At 72.7% G+C, this 16,353-nt stretch carries 16 protein-coding genes and 1 pseudogene; 13 read left to right on the top strand and 4 right to left on the bottom strand.

All coding sequences use genetic code 11. The features are described from left to right. On the bottom strand, positions 1–620 hold a 620-nt coding region (locus WML84_RS05975), incomplete at its 3' end, for an alpha/beta hydrolase-fold protein (RefSeq protein WP_347345227.1). A 47-nt stretch (positions 621–667) separates the two neighbouring features. On the opposite strand from WML84_RS05975, the gene WML84_RS05970 reads away from it, so the two are divergent. The 9 genes from WML84_RS05970 to WML84_RS05930 all read left to right on the top strand — a co-directional run bounded on the left by WML84_RS05970 (position 668) and on the right by WML84_RS05930 (position 9,522). Further along, positions 668–1,321, top strand: a complete 654-nt coding sequence (locus WML84_RS05970; RefSeq protein WP_347345226.1) for a DUF4916 domain-containing protein — start codon at positions 668–670, stop codon at positions 1,319–1,321. Positions 1,322–1,422: 101 nt separating this feature from the next. Next, complete coding sequence (locus tag WML84_RS05965) at positions 1,423–3,150, top strand: dihydroxyacetone kinase family protein (RefSeq protein ID WP_347345225.1); 1,728 nt, start codon at positions 1,423–1,425, stop codon at positions 3,148–3,150. Between the two features lies 1 nt (position 3,151). Continuing rightward, on the top strand, positions 3,152–3,607 hold the full coding sequence (locus WML84_RS05960; RefSeq protein ID WP_347345224.1) for a ribose-5-phosphate isomerase: 456 nt from the start codon (positions 3,152–3,154) through the stop codon (positions 3,605–3,607). 4 nt (positions 3,608–3,611) lie between these two features. Then, positions 3,612–4,361 carry a triose-phosphate isomerase family protein gene (locus tag WML84_RS05955; RefSeq protein WP_347345223.1) on the top strand — a complete coding sequence of 250 codons (750 nt, stop codon included), beginning with the start codon at positions 3,612–3,614 and terminating at the stop codon, positions 4,359–4,361. A gap of 28 nt (positions 4,362–4,389) precedes the next feature. Further along, positions 4,390–5,109, top strand: coding sequence for a GntR family transcriptional regulator (locus WML84_RS05950; RefSeq protein WP_347345222.1), 720 nt, complete (start codon positions 4,390–4,392; stop codon positions 5,107–5,109). 152 nt (positions 5,110–5,261) lie between these two features. After that, positions 5,262–6,233, top strand: coding sequence for a sugar phosphate isomerase/epimerase family protein (locus WML84_RS05945; protein ID WP_347345221.1), 972 nt, complete (start codon positions 5,262–5,264; stop codon positions 6,231–6,233). Next, positions 6,230–7,204, top strand: a complete 975-nt coding sequence (locus WML84_RS05940; RefSeq protein ID WP_347345220.1) for a 3-hydroxyacyl-CoA dehydrogenase family protein — start codon at positions 6,230–6,232, stop codon at positions 7,202–7,204. Before WML84_RS05945 ends, WML84_RS05940 begins: the two co-directional genes overlap by 4 nt. Before the next feature lie 11 nt (positions 7,205–7,215). Beyond that, entirely contained in the window at positions 7,216–7,986 is a 771-nt protein-coding gene (locus WML84_RS05935; RefSeq protein ID WP_347345219.1) for an SDR family oxidoreductase, read from the top strand. Positions 7,987–8,142: 156 nt separating this feature from the next. After that, positions 8,143–9,522, top strand: coding sequence for an MFS transporter (locus tag WML84_RS05930; protein WP_347345218.1), 1,380 nt, complete (start codon positions 8,143–8,145; stop codon positions 9,520–9,522). Positions 9,523–9,696: 174 nt separating this feature from the next. Here the strand turns inward: WML84_RS05930 and WML84_RS05925 are convergent, their stop codons facing one another. The 3 genes from WML84_RS05925 to WML84_RS05915 form a co-directional block, all read right to left on the bottom strand. Next, entirely contained in the window at positions 9,697–10,764 is a 1,068-nt protein-coding gene (locus tag WML84_RS05925) for a beta-eliminating lyase-related protein (protein WP_347345228.1), read from the bottom strand. Between the two features lie 174 nt (positions 10,765–10,938). Further along, on the bottom strand, positions 10,939–11,595 hold the full coding sequence (locus tag WML84_RS05920) for an SDR family NAD(P)-dependent oxidoreductase (RefSeq protein WP_347345217.1): 657 nt from the start codon (positions 11,593–11,595) through the stop codon (positions 10,939–10,941). Further along, on the bottom strand, positions 11,588–13,042 hold the full coding sequence (locus tag WML84_RS05915; RefSeq protein WP_347345216.1) for a DUF6421 family protein: 1,455 nt from the start codon (positions 13,040–13,042) through the stop codon (positions 11,588–11,590). Before WML84_RS05915 ends, WML84_RS05920 begins: the two co-directional genes overlap by 8 nt. A gap of 196 nt (positions 13,043–13,238) precedes the next feature. On the opposite strand from WML84_RS05915, the gene WML84_RS05910 reads away from it, so the two are divergent. The 4 genes and pseudogenes from WML84_RS05910 to WML84_RS05895 all read left to right on the top strand — a co-directional run. Further along, on the top strand, positions 13,239–14,435 hold the full coding sequence (locus WML84_RS05910) for a histidine kinase (RefSeq protein WP_347345215.1): 1,197 nt from the start codon (positions 13,239–13,241) through the stop codon (positions 14,433–14,435). After that, positions 14,432–15,079 (top strand): response regulator transcription factor, encoded by a 648-nt coding sequence (locus tag WML84_RS05905; protein WP_347345214.1) that lies wholly within the window; start codon positions 14,432–14,434, stop codon positions 15,077–15,079. Before WML84_RS05910 ends, WML84_RS05905 begins: the two co-directional genes overlap by 4 nt. Positions 15,080–15,172: 93 nt before the next feature. Further along, positions 15,173–15,949 carry an ABC transporter ATP-binding protein gene (locus WML84_RS05900; protein ID WP_347345213.1) on the top strand — a complete coding sequence of 259 codons (777 nt, stop codon included), beginning with the start codon at positions 15,173–15,175 and terminating at the stop codon, positions 15,947–15,949. Next, positions 15,946–16,353, top strand: a pseudogene (locus WML84_RS05895) (ABC transporter permease); the annotation flags it as partial. The gene WML84_RS05900 and the pseudogene WML84_RS05895, both read left to right, overlap by 4 nt.

Raw genomic sequence — 16,353 nt, 5'->3', positions numbered from 1 at the left:
GCGACGACGTCGTCGAGCTCGTCCTGCGACACGCTGTGCGTGAGGCCCGGATAGACTCGTCCGCTCAGCTCGACGTGCTCGGGCAGCCACAGCGCCGTGTGCGCGACGCGCTCGGCCGGGATGACCTCGTCGCGCGCCCCGCGGCCCCAGAACACCGGCGGGCGCACGCGCGCCAGCTCGGCGTCGGTCGGGAGCGGCCCCGGGTCGGCGTAGCCGGCGAGGTTCACCGCGAACGCGAACCGCTCCGGCTGCAGCCGCAGCGCCTGGAGGGCGACGACCGCCCCCTGCGAGAAGCCGAGCAGGCCGATCGTCTCGTGTTCGGTCGCGGCGTCCACCCACTCGATGAAGCGCTCCGCCGCTGCGGTGACCGCGGCCGAGCGATCGCCGTGCAGCCCCTCGATCGCGAACCAGGAGTGGCCCGGCGTGGGGAACGGCGGCGGCAGCGGCGCGCGCACGGCCGCGACGACGAACTCGTCGGGCAGGTGGGGGACGAGCCCGAACAGGTCGCCCTCGTGCGAGCCGTAGCCGTGCAGCAGCACGAGCAGGGCGCGCCCGGCGCGCCCGTCGGGCGGCGCTGACCACAGCACCGGCGCGGGATCGAGCGGTGGGACCTCGGTCATGCTCCCATCCTGGCATCGGGGTCCGACGGGGTTGCTATACATGACACATGGCCGTTCGCACCCCCGATCCCGACCCGAACGAGCGCGACGACGACGGGACGCGCGATCCGTTGCGCGGCATGGGCTCCTCGTTCGGCCCGGTCGATCCGGTCGACGCCGGGTTCGGGATGCCGGGGGACGTGACCAACCCGGGCTGGCTCACCGACCTCGAGCTCGCGCAGGCGCGTCGCCGCCTGCCGATGCTGTACGTCGAGGCCGTGCCGGTGCGCACCGACGGCATGGGCGCCGTGATCGAGGTCGGCATCCTGCTGCGGGCGACGCCGCTCGGCGAGATGACGCGCACGATCGTGTCGGGCCGCGTGCGCTACGGCGAGACGGTGCGCGACGCGCTGTTCCGCCACCTCGAGAACGACCTCGGCCCGATGGCGTTCCCGCTGCTGCCCCCGTCGCCGGTGCCGTTCACGGTGGCGGAGTACTTCCCGCTCCCCGGCGTGAGCGCGTTCGACGACGATCGCCAGCACGCGGTGTCGCTCGCCTTCGTCGTGCCGGTGACCGGCACGTGCGAGCCGCGCCAGGACGCGCTGGAGGTCACGTGGCTGTCGCCGGCGGAGGCGGCGTCCGACGCGCTCGCCGCCGAGATGGAGGGCGGCCGGGGCACGCTCATCCGGCTCGCGCTCGCCTCGGTGGGTGCGCTGCGCTGACGGTCCCGAGAGAGACCTGTGAGGGGTGTCGCGGTCGATCCAATTTCCTATAGGATCACTCGCGAAGGGCCAGGCCCGAAAGACGCCGTGAAGGAGACGCGATGACGCGACTGTTCAACGATCCGGATGAGTTCGCCGACGAGATGCGGCAGGGCTTCGCCGCCGCCTCGGCGCGGTGGGTGCGGCCCGTGACGGGCGGTGTCGTGCGCTCGACGCGCGGCCAGGAGCCCACCGTCGCGGTGGTCATCGGCGGCGGGAGCGGGCACTATCCCGCGTTCGGCGGCCTCGTCGGCCCGGGGCTCGCGCACGGCGCGGCGATGGGCAACCTCTTCGCGTCGCCCTCCGCGCAGCAGGTGCACGCGGTCGCGCAGGCGGCCGACGAGGGCAAGGGCGTCCTGCTGACCTACGGCAACTACGCCGGCGACGTGCTGCACTTCTCGCACGCGCAGGAGCGTCTGCGCGCGGCCGGGGTCGACTGCCGCACCGTGCTCGTGACCGACGACATCTGGAGCGCCCCGCCGTCCGAGCGCGAGAAGCGCCGCGGCATCGCGGGCGACCTGGTCGTCTTCAAGATCGCGGGCGCGGCGTCCGAGGCGGGCTACGACCTCGACGGCGTGGAGCGCGTCGCCGCCGAGGCGAACCACCGCACCCGTTCGTTCGGCGTCGGGTTCTCGGGCTGCACGCTGCCCGGGGCGAGCGAGCCGCTGTTCGACGTGCCGGCCGGCCGCATGGCGGTGGGCCTCGGCATCCACGGCGAGCCGGGCATCGACGAGGTCGACGTCCCGACCGCCGACGAGCTGGCCGCCATGTTCGTCGAGAAGCTCCTCGAGGAGCGGCCCGAGGGCGTCGGGCTCGAGGGCGCGCGCGTCGTGCCGATCCTCAACGGCCTCGGCAGCGTCAAGTACGAGGAGCTCTTCGTCGTCTACGCCGCCGTCGACCGGCTGCTGAAGGATGCCGGGATCACGGTCGTCTCGCCCGATGTCGGCGAGTTCTGCACGAGCTTCGACATGGCCGGCGTCTCGCTCACCCTGTTCTGGCTGGACGACGAGCTCGACACGCTGTGGCACCAGCCCTGCGACACGCCCGCCTACCGGCGCGGCGCCGTGGCCGATCGCGTGGCGGTGTCGGCGGACGACGTCGACGTCGCCGAGACCGCTCGCCGCATCCCGCCCTCGAGCCCGGAGTCGCGCGAGGCGGCCGCGATCGTGGCGCGCGCGTTCACGGCCGTCGCCGCGATGCTCGACGAGCAGGCCGACGAGCTGGGCCGCATCGATCGCATCGCCGGCGACGGCGACCACGGCATCGGCATGCAGCGCGGCAGCCGCGCCGCCGCCGCGGCGGCCGTCGAGGTCGAGGCCGCCGGCGCCGGCGCGCGCACCGTGCTCGACTCCGCCGGCGACGCGTGGAGCGACAAGGGCGGCGGCACGTCCGGCGCCATCTGGGGTGAGATGCTCGTCGCGCTCGGCGCCGCCCTCGGCGACGAGGCGGAGGTCACCGCGGCGACCGTCGGCGCGGGCGTGGGGGCGATGAAGGACGCCGTGATGTCCTTCGGCAAGGCGCGCCCCGGCGACAAGACGATGATCGACGCGATCGTCCCGTTCGCGGACGACCTGGCCGAGCGCCTCGCCGCCGGCGACGGGCTGCGCGACGCGTGGGCGCACGCGGCCGACGTGGCCACGGCATCCGCTCAGGCGACCGCGGACATGACCGCGCGCCTCGGCCGCGCCCGCTCGCACGGCGACAAGAGCCTCGGCACCCCCGACCCGGGCGCCGTATCGTTCGCACTGGTGACCCACACGGTCCTGAACGTCCTGAAGGAAGGGAACTGACATGGCACTCCGACTGGTGATCGGCTCCGACGAGGCCGGCTACGACTACAAAGAGCGGCTCAAGGCCGACCTCGAGGCGAACCCGCTCGTCGAGAGCGTGGTCGACGTCGGCGTCGACGCCGACGGCCGCACGAACTACCCGACGATCGCCACGACCGCGGCCGAGCGGGTCGCGGCGGGCGACGCCGACCGCGCCGTGCTGATCTGCGGCACGGGCCTCGGCGTCGCGATCGCGGCGAACAAGGTCCCCGGCATCCGCGCGGTGACCGCGCACGACTCGTTCAGCGTCGAGCGCTCGATCCTCTCCAACGACGCGCAGGTGCTGTGCATGGGCCAGCGCGTCGTCGGCCTCGAGCTCGCCCGCCGCCTGCTGCGCGAGTGGCTGACCTACACGTTCGACCCGAACAGCGCGTCGGCCGACAAGGTGCAGGAGATCTGCGCGTACGAGGGCGTCTGAGCGCATGCTCATCGGCTCGAGCCTGAAGATGTACTTCTCGCACGCTCGCACGGTCGAGTGGATGCGGGAGGTCGCCGCCATCGTCGCCGATCATCCCGCGCGCGAGTACGTCACGACGTTCGCGATCCCGCAGTACCCGTCGATCCCGGCCGCGGTCGAGATCGGCGGGCCCGCGGGCATCGCGATCGGCGCGCAGGACGTCGCGACCGACGACGAGGGCGCCTTCACCGGCGAGGTGAGCGGGCGGGTGCTCGCCGAGATCGGATGCCGGTACGCCGAGGTGGGCCACGCCGAGCGCCGGCGCCTGTACGGCGAGACCGAGGAGGTCGTGGCGCGCAAGGTGCACGCGGCGCTGCGCAACGGACTGGTGCCGATCCTGTGCGTCGGCGAGGCGGACGAGGTCGAGCCCGCGGAGGCGGCCGCCGAGGCGATCCGTCAGATCGAGTCGGGGCTCGCCGAGGCGCGCGCCGCGGGGGCGATCGACGACATCGTCATCGCGTACGAGCCGCTGTGGGCGATCGGGGCTCCGCGCCCGGCCGGCGCAGACCGGATCCGCGCGGTGTGCCGTGCGCTGCGCGACCACGTGCGGAGCGCGTGGCCGGCCCCGGCGTCGGTCATCTACGGCGGAAGTGCGGGTCCTGGACTCATTTCGGACGTGTCACCGGATGTCGATGGGCTCTTTCTCGGCAGATTCGCACACGACCCGGCTGCATTTCGTGCCATCCTCGATGAAGTCGTGGCGATCTCGGAGTGACTCGCCCGCGCTGACAAGGGGGCGACCGATGGCCGATGGGCGAGCAGCGGAGGGGATCCGACGCCGTGGCCTGCGCGACGACGTCCACGAGCGCCTGCTCCAGCTGCTCCTGAGCGGCGACATCGTGCCCGGAGAACGGCTGGCGATCGACACGATCGCCCGCCAGCTCGCCGTCTCGCCCACGCCGGTGCGCGAGGCGCTCGCACTCCTGGAGCGCACCGGGCTGGTCACCCGCGAGGCGCTGAAGGGATATCGCGCGGCGCCGCCGCTCGGCGTCGAGCAGCTGGCCGAGCTGTTCGAGGCGCGCCTGATGCTCGAGGTGACGGCCGCTCGTCTGGCGACCCCGGCCGACGACGACATGCTCCGACGTCTGCGTGCGGCCGAGGACGCCCACACGGCGGCGGGAGAGCGCATCATCACGGCGCTGAGCGCCGGCGACCGCGACCTCGCGCTCACGACCGACTACTTCGCCAAGGACGTCGCGTTCCACCGCGTGATCCTCGACCGCAGCGGCAACCGCTACATCGAGGAGATGTCCGACACGCTCGCCGCCCAGATCCACCGCATGCGGCAGATGGTGCCGTACGGAGTGACCGACGTGCGCGACGCGATCGCCGAGCACGAGGTGATCGTGGCGGCGTTCGCGAGCGCGGATCCCGATGCTCCGGAGCGCGCGATGCGCGCCCACATCGAGGGCGTGCGCGCCCGTTCGCTGAAGCACGCCAGAGAGCTCGCGGCGCGCGGCTGAGTCGCCGGCCCTGTACGAGCGACCGGGATCCTCGCGACCGGAAGTCGGCGATTGCGCCCCGGCCCTCCGCCGCGGTAGCGTGCTTCCTATAGGATTCGGCCTATAGGATATAGGGCGGTTGCGCCGCCCGCCATGATTCCAACGGAGCACTCATGACCGCATCGTCGACGTCCACGCCCCTCGATCGCGACAGCTGGCCCATCGCCGTCTGCATGCACGGGTTCGCCCCGGTGGCCGCAGACGGCACCCGCCTGCACGACGCGCCCGCCGAGGCATGGGACGACGTCTTCCGGCAGGTCGCCGACCTCGGGTTCACCGCGCTGGAGCTCGCCGACAGCCACATCCGTCCCGCCGACCTCGAGGCCTCGCGCAAGGCCGAGCTGCTGCAGATCGCCGCGAGCCACGGCGTGCAGCTCATCTCGGTGCACGTGCAGCGCCAGAGCGTCATCGAGCCCGGCCGGGGGGAGCAGAACCTCGCCTACGCGCACCGCTCGATCGACGCCGCCGCCGAGCTCGGCATGCAGGTCTTCTCCACGGGCCTGCACCAGCCCTTCTCCGAGGCGCAGCGCAAGGCGCTGTGGTTCTGGACCGCGCAGGGCGCGGTCGACCCCGACGACGCCGAGACCCGCGCCCTGGCGGTCTCGCGCCTGCGCGAGCTGGGCGAGCACGCCGCGTCGGTCGGCCTGCCGATCGCGCTGGAGATGTACGAGGACACCTACCTCGGCACCGCCGACAGCGCCGTGCAGCTGATCCAGGAGATCGGTCTCGACAACGTCGGGCTCAACCCCGACATCGGCAACCTCATCCGCCTGCACCGCCCGATCGAGGACTGGCGCGAGATGCACGAGAAGACCCTCCCGTACGCGAAGTACTGGCACGTCAAGAACTACACGCGAGACGAGGGCCCCGACGGCAGCTGGTACTCGTCGGTGCCGACGAGCATGGAGCTCGGCCTCATCAACTACCGGGCGATGATCCGTCGCGCCGTCGAGCTCGGCTTCGACGGCCCGTTCCTCATGGAGCAGTACGGCGGCGACAGCCTCGGCGTGTGCGCGACCAACCGCGACTACCTGCGCTCCCTCCTGCCCGCCGCCTCCGGCTCGGCCGCGGGAGGCGCACGATGACCGGCGCACGCCCCGTCTACGCCGTCGTCGGCAGCGGCTACATGGGCGGCGGCATCGCACAGTCCCTCGCGCTCTCCGGCGCCGACGTGCGCATCGCCGACGTCGACCTCGAGATCGCCCGCGGCAACCGCGAGCGCCTCGTCCGCGAGGCCGAGCAGTTCGTCGCCGACGGGCTCTTCCCCGCGGGCGCCGCCGAAGAGATCGCCGAACGCATCACCGCCGCCACGATCGAGGACGCCGTCGCCGGCGCCTCGTTCGTCGAGGAGGCCGTGCCGGAGAAGATCGAGATCAAGCACGCGACGCTGCGGCGCATCTCGGCCGCGGCATCCCCCGAGGCGATCATCGGCAGCAACACGTCGACGATCCTGATCGGGCGGCTCGCCGAGGCCGTCGAGCGGCCGGAGCGCTTCCTCGGCGTGCACTTCTCCAACCCGGCTCCGTTCATCCCCGGCGTCGAGCTGATCCCGCACGCGGGCACGGATGCCGCGGTGCTCCCGGTCGTCGAGGGGATCGTCGCCGCGACGGGCAAGGAGTCCGCGCGCGTCAAGGACGCCACCGGGTTCGTCCTCAACCGTCTGCAGTACGCGCTGTTCCACGAGGCCACCCAGCTGGTCGAGGAGGGCGTCGCGAGCCCCGAGGACATCGACACGATCGTGCGGACGACGTTCGGCTTCCGGCTGCCGTTCTTCGGCCCGTTCGCGATCGCCGACATGGCCGGCCTCGACGTGTACGCGTTCTGCTACGCGTCGCTGCAGACCGAGTTCCCGGAGCGCTTCGCGACCCCGCAGATCCTCGCCGACCTCGTCGCCGCCGGGAAGCTCGGCACGAAGTCGGGCGCCGGATTCCTCGACGTGCCCGCCGACCGCACCCCCGAGCTCGTGGCGTACCGCAACAAGGCGTACGTCGCGATGAAGCGGCTCGTCGACGAGCTCGGCCCCGCCCCCATCCACCCCGAGAACACCGAGAGCTGAAGGACCCACCCATGGCATCCGCATTCCCCGCCGAGCGCACCGTCATCCTGACGGGCGCCGCCAGCCCCCGCGGCATCGGCCGCGCCGCCGCGCACTACCTGGCCGAGGTCGGCTGGAACATCGGCATCATCGACCTCGACGGCGATGCCGCCGCCCGCACCGCGGCGGAGGTCGCCGAGCAGCACGGCGTGCAGGCCGCCGGCGCCGGCGCCAACATCGCCGACCGCGAGCAGGCCGTGGCGGCCGTCGACGCGCTCGAGGCGCAGCTGCCCCAGGTCGTCGCCCTCGTGAACTTCGCCGGCATCGCGTCGCCGACCCCGTACCTCGAGGTCACCCCCGAGGAGTGGGACCGCGTGCAGTCGGTGAACCTGGACGGCGTGCACTGGGTCACGCAGCGCGTGCTGCGCACGCTCGTCGACAACGGCGTGGGCCGCGTCGTCGGCATCTCGTCGGTGTCGGCCCAGCGCGGCGGCGGCACGTTCTCGAAGACCCCGTACTCGGCCTCGAAGGCCGGCGTCATCGGTCTCATGCGCTCCATCGCGCGCGAGGTCGGCCCGTTCGGCGTCACCGCGAACTGCGTCTCGCCCGGCCCGATCGACACCGACATCATGGGCGGCACGCTCACCGAGGAGCGCAAGACGAAGATGGCCGCCGACGGCGTGCTGCCGCGCATCGGCACCCCGCGCGACATCGCCGCCGCGGTCGCCTACCTGATCAGCGAGGACGCCGGATTCGTGACGGGCCAGACCCTGAACGTCGACGGCGGCCTCTACATGCACTGAGGCCCGCATGTCCACGTGGTCCAAAGGGCGCATCGTCTACCTCGTGATCGGCGTGATCTGCGTCGGCGTGGGCCTCGCGCTCATCATCCCCGGGCTCCTCTGAGACCCGATCCACAGCGAAGACACATCACCGCATCAACTCGAAGGAGAGTCACCGTGTCGCAATCATCCATCGACAGCGCCAAGGCGCAGGAGCTGCTGGACAGCCCGCACCTGGCCAGCGGCATCAAGAAGGCCACCCGCCATCTGATGCCGATGCTCATCATCCTGTACTTCGTCGCGTTCCTCGACCGCACGAACGTCGGATTCGCCGAGGCGGCCCTCGAGGCCGACCGCGGCATCACCGCGGGCGCCTACGCGCTCGGGGCGGGCATCTTCTTCATCGGCTACGCGCTGTTCGAGATCCCCTCGAACCTGCTGCTGACGAAGTTCGGCGCCCGCTTCTGGCTGGCCCGCATCGCGATCACGTGGGGCATCGTGGCATCCGCGTTCGCGTTCGTGACCGACGACACGATGTTCGTCATCCTGCGATTCCTCCTGGGCGTGACCGAGGCCGGTCTCTTCCCCGGTGTGATCATGTTCCTGTCGGAGTGGTTCCCGAACAAGCGTCGCGTGCAGATGTTCGCGCTGTTCTACCTCGCGCAGCCGTTCTCGCAGATGCTCGGCGCCCCGCTGTCGGGCGGCCTGATCAGCTTCGGCGAGCAGGTCACGCCGTGGGCCGGCTGGCAGGTGATGTTCTTCGTCGAGGGCATGATGGCGGTCGCCGCCGGCATCGCGTCGTTCATCTTCCTGGTCGACTCGCCGCAGAAGGCGAAGTTCCTCAACGACGACGAGAAGTACGCCTTGAAGGCCGTCATGGAGCACGAGGACGCGATCAAGGACGAGGACGGTCCTCGCGGCATCTGGCCGGCGATGATCAACTGGAAGGTCTGGTACTTCACGGTCATCTACTTCTGCCTGCAGATCGCGGTGTACGGCACGACGTTCTACCTGCCGCAGCAGGTCGCCGCCCTCATCGGCAAGGACGTCGGCTGGGAGGTCGGCCTGGTGTCGGCCATCCCGTGGGCCGTGGGCCTGTTCGCCTGCTACTACGTGGGCAAGAACGCCACGACGGTCCGCCGTCGCCGCACGTGGGGAACGCTGTTCTTCATCATCACGGGCCTGGCGATCTTCACGTCGGCGTGGGCCGGCGCGAACCACCAGGGGTTCATCGGCATCCTGGCGATCACGGTCGCGGTCTCGGCGTTCCTGTCGACCGGTCCGATCTCGTGGTCGTTCCCGACGTCGTTCCTCGCCGGAGCGGCCGCGGCCACCGGCATCGGCCTCATCAACTCGCTCGGCAACCTCGGCGGCTTCGTCGCCCCGATCATGCGCAACGGCGTGAACGAGGCGATCCCGACCGAGAGCGGCACGTGGGGCGTGGTCTCGCTCGGCGTGTTCGCGTTCCTCGCGGCGGGCATGTTCTGGGGCACGCGCTTCTTCCGCGCGAAGGCCGACGACCTCCTCAAGGAGGAGCCGGCGGTCCCCGGGCACTGAGCCCGATCCACGCAGGAGGGGTGCACGCGCGGCGTGCACCCCTCCTGCGCGTGTGCCCGGTCGTTCGTCCGCGGCCGTTCGTCGCAGATCGGCGCACGGTCGGACGGATCGGCGCGGCGGCATCCGACGATGCGCGGATCTCCGACGAACGGATGCCGTCGGCGCCGGGCCGCGTCAGACGCCGGTGAGGCGGGCGAGCTCGGCGACGAGCGCGTCGACGTCCTCGGGCTGCGTGTCGAACGAGCACATCCAGCGGACCTCGTTCTTGGCGGCCTCCCAGTCGTAGAACCGGAAGCGCTCGCGCAGGGCGTCGGCGACGCCGTCGGGCAGCGTCGCGAAGACGCCGTTGGACTGTGTGGCCTGCGAGAAGCCGACCCCGCGGATCGTGCCGGCCGCGAGGCCCGCCTCGACCTCGGCGCGCAGGCGCGCGGCCATCGCGTTGGCGTGGCGCGCGTTGCGCAGCCACAGGTCGCCCTCGAGCAGGGCGATCAGCTGCGCCGAGACGAAGCGCATCTTCGACGCCAGCTGCATGTCGAGCTTGCGCAGGAAGATCAGGCCCTCGGATGCCGCGGGCTCGAGCACCACGATCGCCTCGGCGCCCATCGCCCCGTTCTTGGTCCCCCCGAAGCTCAGGACGTCGACGCCGGCGTCGCGCGTGAAGGCCCGCAGCGGCAGGTCGAGCGCCGCGGCGGCGTTCGCGAGGCGCGCGCCGTCGAGGTGCACGCGCATGCCGAGGCCGTGCGCGTGGTCGGCGATCGCGCGGATCTCCTCGGCGGTGTAGAGGGTGCCGAGCTCGGTCGACTGCGTGATCGAGACGACGAGCGGCTGCGCCCGGTGCTCGTCGCCCCAGCCCCACGCCTCGCGGTCGATGAGCTCGGGGGTGAGCTTGCCGTCGTCGGTCGGGACGTTCAGCACCTTGATGCCGGCGACGCGCTCGGGGGCGCCGCCCTCGTCGGTGTTGATGTGGGCGGTCGACGCGGCGACGACCGCGCCCCAGCGGGGCAGCATCGACTGCAGGCCGACGACGTTGGCCCCGGTGCCGTTGAACACCGGGAACGCCTGGACGCCGTCGCCGAAGTGGTGGGCGAACACGTCCTGCAGCCGGGCGGTGTAGACGTCCTCGCCGTAGGCGACCTGATGGCCGTCGTTGGCGCCGGCGATCGCGGCGAGCACCTCGGGGTGGACGCCCGAGTAGTTGTCGCTCGCGAAGCCGCGCAGGGAGGTGTCATGCAGGGTGGTCACGGTGTTCCAATCTAGACGGGTGGAGGGGTCAGGCATCCCGCGCCCCTACGCTGTGGGCGCCAGTTCCCTGCGATGGCGCTTCATATATGTGGCGCCATCTGAGGAAACTGGCGCCGTCCCGGAGCGGAAGCAGGAAGGTGTCGCCAACAGGACCACGGATGCGGGGGCCCCGGATCACGGGAGGAGACGGACGCTGTCGTTCGCGGCGGCGGCATCCTCGTCCCACAGGGCCACGTAGGCGGCGGCGAGCTCGTCCTCGTGACCGGCGAGGGCCGTGACCCGGAAGACGACGGATGCCGCGCGCAGCGGCTCGCCGGCATCCCGCGCCGCCTTCGCGAAGCCCTGCGCCACCGCGCGCGCCCAGGCCTCGGCGGCGGCCTTCACGGTGGCGTAGTTCGCCCCGCCCGCGAGCGGGCGGGCCACCGCGGTCGACGAGACGATCGCGACGCGGGCCGCGGGGGCGGCGACCAGATCCGGCCAGAACGCGCGCGTCTCGTTGCGCAGGGCCGTGAGCGACCCCTCCAGGAACCGGTAGTCGGCCTCGGTCTGGCCCGCGAGCCCGCCGCCGCCGCGCCAGCCGCCGACGAGGTGCAGGATGCCGTCGACCGGGCCGACGCGGTCCGCGAGCTCGCGGACCGCGTCCTCGGCGGTCAGGTCGCACGCGTGCACCTCGGCGCCCAGGGCCGCGAGGGGCTCGAGCCGCGCGGCATCGCGCCCCACCGCGACCACCCGCGCCCCGGCCGAGGCCAGGGCGCGGGTTGCCGCGAGCCCGCTGGTGCTCGTCGCGCCCGCGACGAGCACCAGCCGCCCGGCCACGCCGGACTCAGGCATCGGAGCCGCGGATGCCGGAGGTCGACGCGATCACGGACCGCATCTTCTTGTCCAGCGCCTCGAAGAACATCGAGAGCGGGAACTCGTCGTCCATCACGGCATCCGTGTAGCCCTTGAGGGGACCCGCCAGGATCTCGTCGGGCAGCCCGCGCGCCCACGCCGAGGCGGGGTGGGGCGTGAGCACCGACCGCACGAGCTCGTACGCGGCGAGCCAGTGCGCGGACTTGGGTCGGTCGATCGAGTGCCAGTAGAGGTCGTCGATCGCGTCGCCGAGCGCCGTCACGGCGGCCGCCACGTCGGGCCAGTCGAACGCGAGCTGCGTGTCGGTCCAGTGCAGCACGCCGCGCTGGTGCAGCCACGCGAACAGCAGCTGGCCGCCGAGGCCGTCGTAGTTGCGCACGCGCGTGCCGGTGATCGCGAACCGGAAGATCCGGTCGAAGATCACCGCGTACTGCACGAGCCCCGCGTGCTCGAGCATGTGCTGCTCGGCCTCGGTCAGCTCCTCGCCCTCGTCGGCGCGGGCGCGCAGACGCCGCTCGATCTTCACGCACTCGCGGAACGCGGTGAGGTCGCACCGCAGCTCCTCGAGCGAGTAGAGGAAGAACGGCATCCGCTGCTTGATCATGAACGGGTCGAACGGCAGGTCGCCGCGCATGTGCGTGCGGTCGTGGATGAGGTCCCACATCACGAACGTCTGCTCGGTGAGGCCCTGGTCGTCGAGCATGCGCGCCGCGCGCGGCGGCAGCTCCAGGCGCGTGATCTCGGCGGCCGCGCGCACGACGCGCCGGTAGCGCGCCGCCTCGCGGTCCTGGAAGATCGCGCCCCACGTGAAGGGCGGCACCTCGCGCATCGCGACGGTCTCGGGGAACAGCACCGCCGAGTTCGTGTCGTAGCCGGGCGTGAAGTCGATCAGCCGCAGCGACACGAACAGCCGGTTCGTGTACTCGTCCTGCAGCTGTGAGATGAACTCCGGCCAGATGACCTCGACCAGGAGCGCCTCGACGTGACGGTCGCGCGACCCGTTCTGGGTGTACATCGGGAACACGACGAGGTGACGGATGCCGTCGACCCGGTGCTCCTGCGGCTGGAAGGCCACGAGCGAGTCGAGGAAATCGGGCACGCCGAACTCCCCCTCCGCCCAGCGCTCGAAGTCCCGTATGGACGCCGTGAGATATCGGTCGTCATGGGGGAACCGAGGTCTCAGCTCCGCGATCGCCGCGATGATCGCCGCGACGTGCGCGCGGGCGCGCTCGTGATCGCCCGCGTCGGGCACCGAGCCGTCCTGGGCCTGGAGGCCCTGGAGCGCGGTCGCGGCGTCCTTGAGCGACAGCCAGGCGGCCGTCGTCTCGACGCCCTGGGCCAGGTCGCGGCCGTCCTCGACGACCTCGGGCTCGCCGACGATCGACTGGGCGGCACGGGGGGTGGCGTGCGTCAGGTCAATGGACATGGGAACCTCCGATCATGAGGTCGGACCGGCGAGCCGGCGGTGGATGGATTCCTTCCAGCGTATCCGGGCGCCCCGGTCGCCCGCCAGCGCGCCCGGCGTCCGTGCGCGGTCGGGCCCGCGCGATCCCGGCGTCGGTGCGGCCGGGATACATCGCAGGGCGGATGCGGCGCCATGCCCGCTCGCGTAGCGTCGAGCTGTGCTGCGCCCGCTCCGCCCGCGACAGCTGCTCCTCGATCTCGGGGCGGCCGGCGTGTTCGGCGCGTTCGCGTTCGTGATCGAGCTGGAGCGCGGCCGCACGATCGACCACAACGCGCTGTCCACCGCACTGGTGTGCGTCCTGCTCGCGGGCGCCCTCGCCCTGCGCCGGCTCTCGCCCGGGGCCGCGCTCGCGGTGGCGTGGACGGGCGCGGGCACGCAGATGGCGTTCGCCCGCCCGCCCGGCTTCGTGGATCTGGCGATCCTCGCCGTGCTCTACGCGACGGCGGCGCACGGCACCCGGCTCGTGTTCTGGCTCGGCTTCGCGTCGGCGATCGCCGGCGCGATCGTCATCACGGTGTACCTCTTCCGCGGCCCGTTCCAGCCGGGCTACGACCCGCTGTCGCTCATCGGGCCGGCCGCGGCCGTGCTCGTCGCCGCGCTCTTCGGTCTCCTCCTCGCCTGGACGGCGGGGGCGCTCGTGCGCACCGCGCGTCGGGCGCGCGAGCACCGCGGCGCGCAGCGCCGCGCCGAGGCCGACGCCGCCCTGGAGCAGGAGCGGCTGCGGATCGCGCGCGACATGCATGACGTCGTGGCGCACTCGCTCGCCGTCGTGATCGCCCAGGCCGACGGAGCCCGCTACGCGGCGGCGGCCGATCCGGCGGCGACGGCGGCGGCGTTGGAGACGATCTCGACCACGGCGCGCACGGCGCTGGCCGACGTCCGGACCCTGCTGACGCGGCTGCGCCGCAGCGACGCCGACGGACCGCAGCCCGCCCTCGCCGACCTCGACGCCCTGTTCGTCCAGCTGCGCACGGCCGGGCTCGACCTCCGGGTCGAACCGTCCGCCGCGTTCGCGGGCACCGTGTCGCCGGCCGTGCAGCTCGCGGCGTACCGCATCCTGCAGGAGGCGCTCACCAACGCGCTGCGGCACGGCGACGCCGGTCCGGTCCACGTGCGGCTGGCCGGCGACGCCGACCGCATCGAGCTCTCGGTGCGCAACCGCCTGGTCGCCGCCCGCGCCCTGCACGGCGTCGGGGGTCCGCGTCTCGCGCCGTCCGACGAGGACTCCGGCGCGGGCCACGGCGTGACCGGCATGCGCGAGCGGGCGAGCGCGGTGGGCGGGACGCTCACGGCGGGCCCGCGCGGGGGCTCGTACACGGTCACGGCGAGCCTGCCGCGCGGAGCGGGATCATGAGCCCGATCCGCGTGGCGCTCGTGGACGACCAGGCGCTCTTCCGCGCCGGCATCCGCATGCTCGTCGACTCCCAGCCCGACCTGCAGGTCGTCGGCGAGGCCTCCGACGGCCGCGAGGCGATCGCGCTGGCGCGGGCGGTGCGCCCGGACGTGATGCTCATGGACGTCCGGATGCCGGCGCTCGACGGCCTCGCGGCGACGGCCGAGCTGCTGCGCGACGGGACGACGACGCGGATCATCGTCCTCACGACGTTCGACCTCGACGAGGCCGCCGCCCGCGCCATCCGCGAGGGGGCGAGCGGATTCCTGCTCAAGGATGCCGATCCCGAGCTGCTGCTCGGCGCCATCCGCACCGTGCACGCCGGCTCGTCGGTGATCGCCGCGACAGCCACGCGCGCCCTGTTCGCCCAGCTCGCCGGACTCCGCCCGGCCGCGGGGGCGCCGCCCGCCTACGGCGCCCTGACCGACCGCGAGCGCGAGATCTTCGCGCTGGCGGCGCGCGGGCTGAGCAATGCGGAGATCGCCGCGCAGGAGTTCCTCTCCGAGGCGACGGTCAAGACGCACGTGAGCCGCATCCTCGGCAAGCTCGGCCTCCGCGACCGGGTGCAGCTGGTCGTCTTCGCCTACGACCACGGACTGGCGTAGTCCCCGGGATCGACGCGGGATCGTCCTCGCGGCGTAGCGGGACGCCACCGCCGACCGATGCCGCCTCGGCGCCGCCCTCCTAGCGTCGAGGGCATGGAACGGACTACGGTCGGGTCGCCTGCGGCTCGTGTGCACAACCTCAGCAAGACCTACGGCGCCGGCACGGGTGCGGTGCTCGCGCTCGACGACGTCGGGCTCGCGATCCGCCGCGGCGAGTTCACGGCCATCGTCGGGCCGAGCGGCTCGGGCAAGTCGACGCTCATGCACGTCATGGCGGGCCTGGACTCGGCGACCCGCGGCCGCGCCTGGATCGGCGACACCGAGATCACGCGCCTGTCCGATCGCGAGCTGACGCTCCTGCGGCGCAGGCGCGTCGGGTTCGTCTTCCAATCGTTCAACCTGGTGCCCACCCTCGACGCCCTCGGCAACATCCTGTTGCCGTTCCAGCTGGACGGGCGTCGTCCGAACGCGGCCGAGAGCGCGCGCATCGAGGTGCTCGTCGACACCCTGGGCATCCGGACGCGCCTGCGTCACCGTCCCCACGAGCTCTCCGGCGGGCAGCAGCAGCGCGTGGCCATCGCCCGCGCGCTGGCCACCGCGCCCGACCTGGTCTTCGCGGACGAGCCGACCGGGAGCCTGGACTCCCGCTCCGGACAGGAGGTGCTCGCCCTGCTCCGGTCCGCCTGCCGCGACCACGGCCAGTCCATCGCCATGGTGACCCACGATCCGATCGCGGCCAGTCACGCCGACCGCGTGGTGTTCCTGGGCGACGGTCGCGTCGTCGCCGACGAGCCGCGCCTGAGCGCGCGCGACCTGGCCGAGCGCATGCTCGCGGGCGCCCGTCTGAGCGAGCGCGAGGCGTCCGCATGACCGCGCCGGTCGCGGTGGTCGCCGACCTGCCGCGCCGCGCCGGGGGGACCGGATCCTGGCTGGGTGAGCGGGGCATGGGCGCCTCGATCGCCGTCGCGACCATCTCGAGCACGTTCGGGGTCGTGCTGGTCGCCGCGACGGGCTACCTCGCCGCGGTGCTGCGCACCAACCCCGTGATCGGCCGCAGCGAGACGGCGGCGATGATCCTCGGCGTCCTCGCGGTGCTCCTGACCGGCGTCGCCGTCCACGTCGCCGCGGTGGTCACGGCGAACACGTTCGCCACGATCGTCGCGGGGCGGACGGCCCTCATCGCACGGCTGCGGCTGCTCGGCGCCTCCGCGGCCTCCCAGCCCACCCGGCTCGCGCGCCAGGGCCTCGCGGTCGGGGCGATCGGCGCCGCCGCC

The organism is Microbacterium sp. (genome assembly GCF_039812165.1).
In the GTDB taxonomy this organism is placed as follows: Bacteria; Actinomycetota; Actinomycetes; order Actinomycetales; family Microbacteriaceae; genus Microbacterium.
Note: the sequence above shows the minus strand (reverse complement) of the source record. Positions and strands in the feature narration are given on the sequence as shown.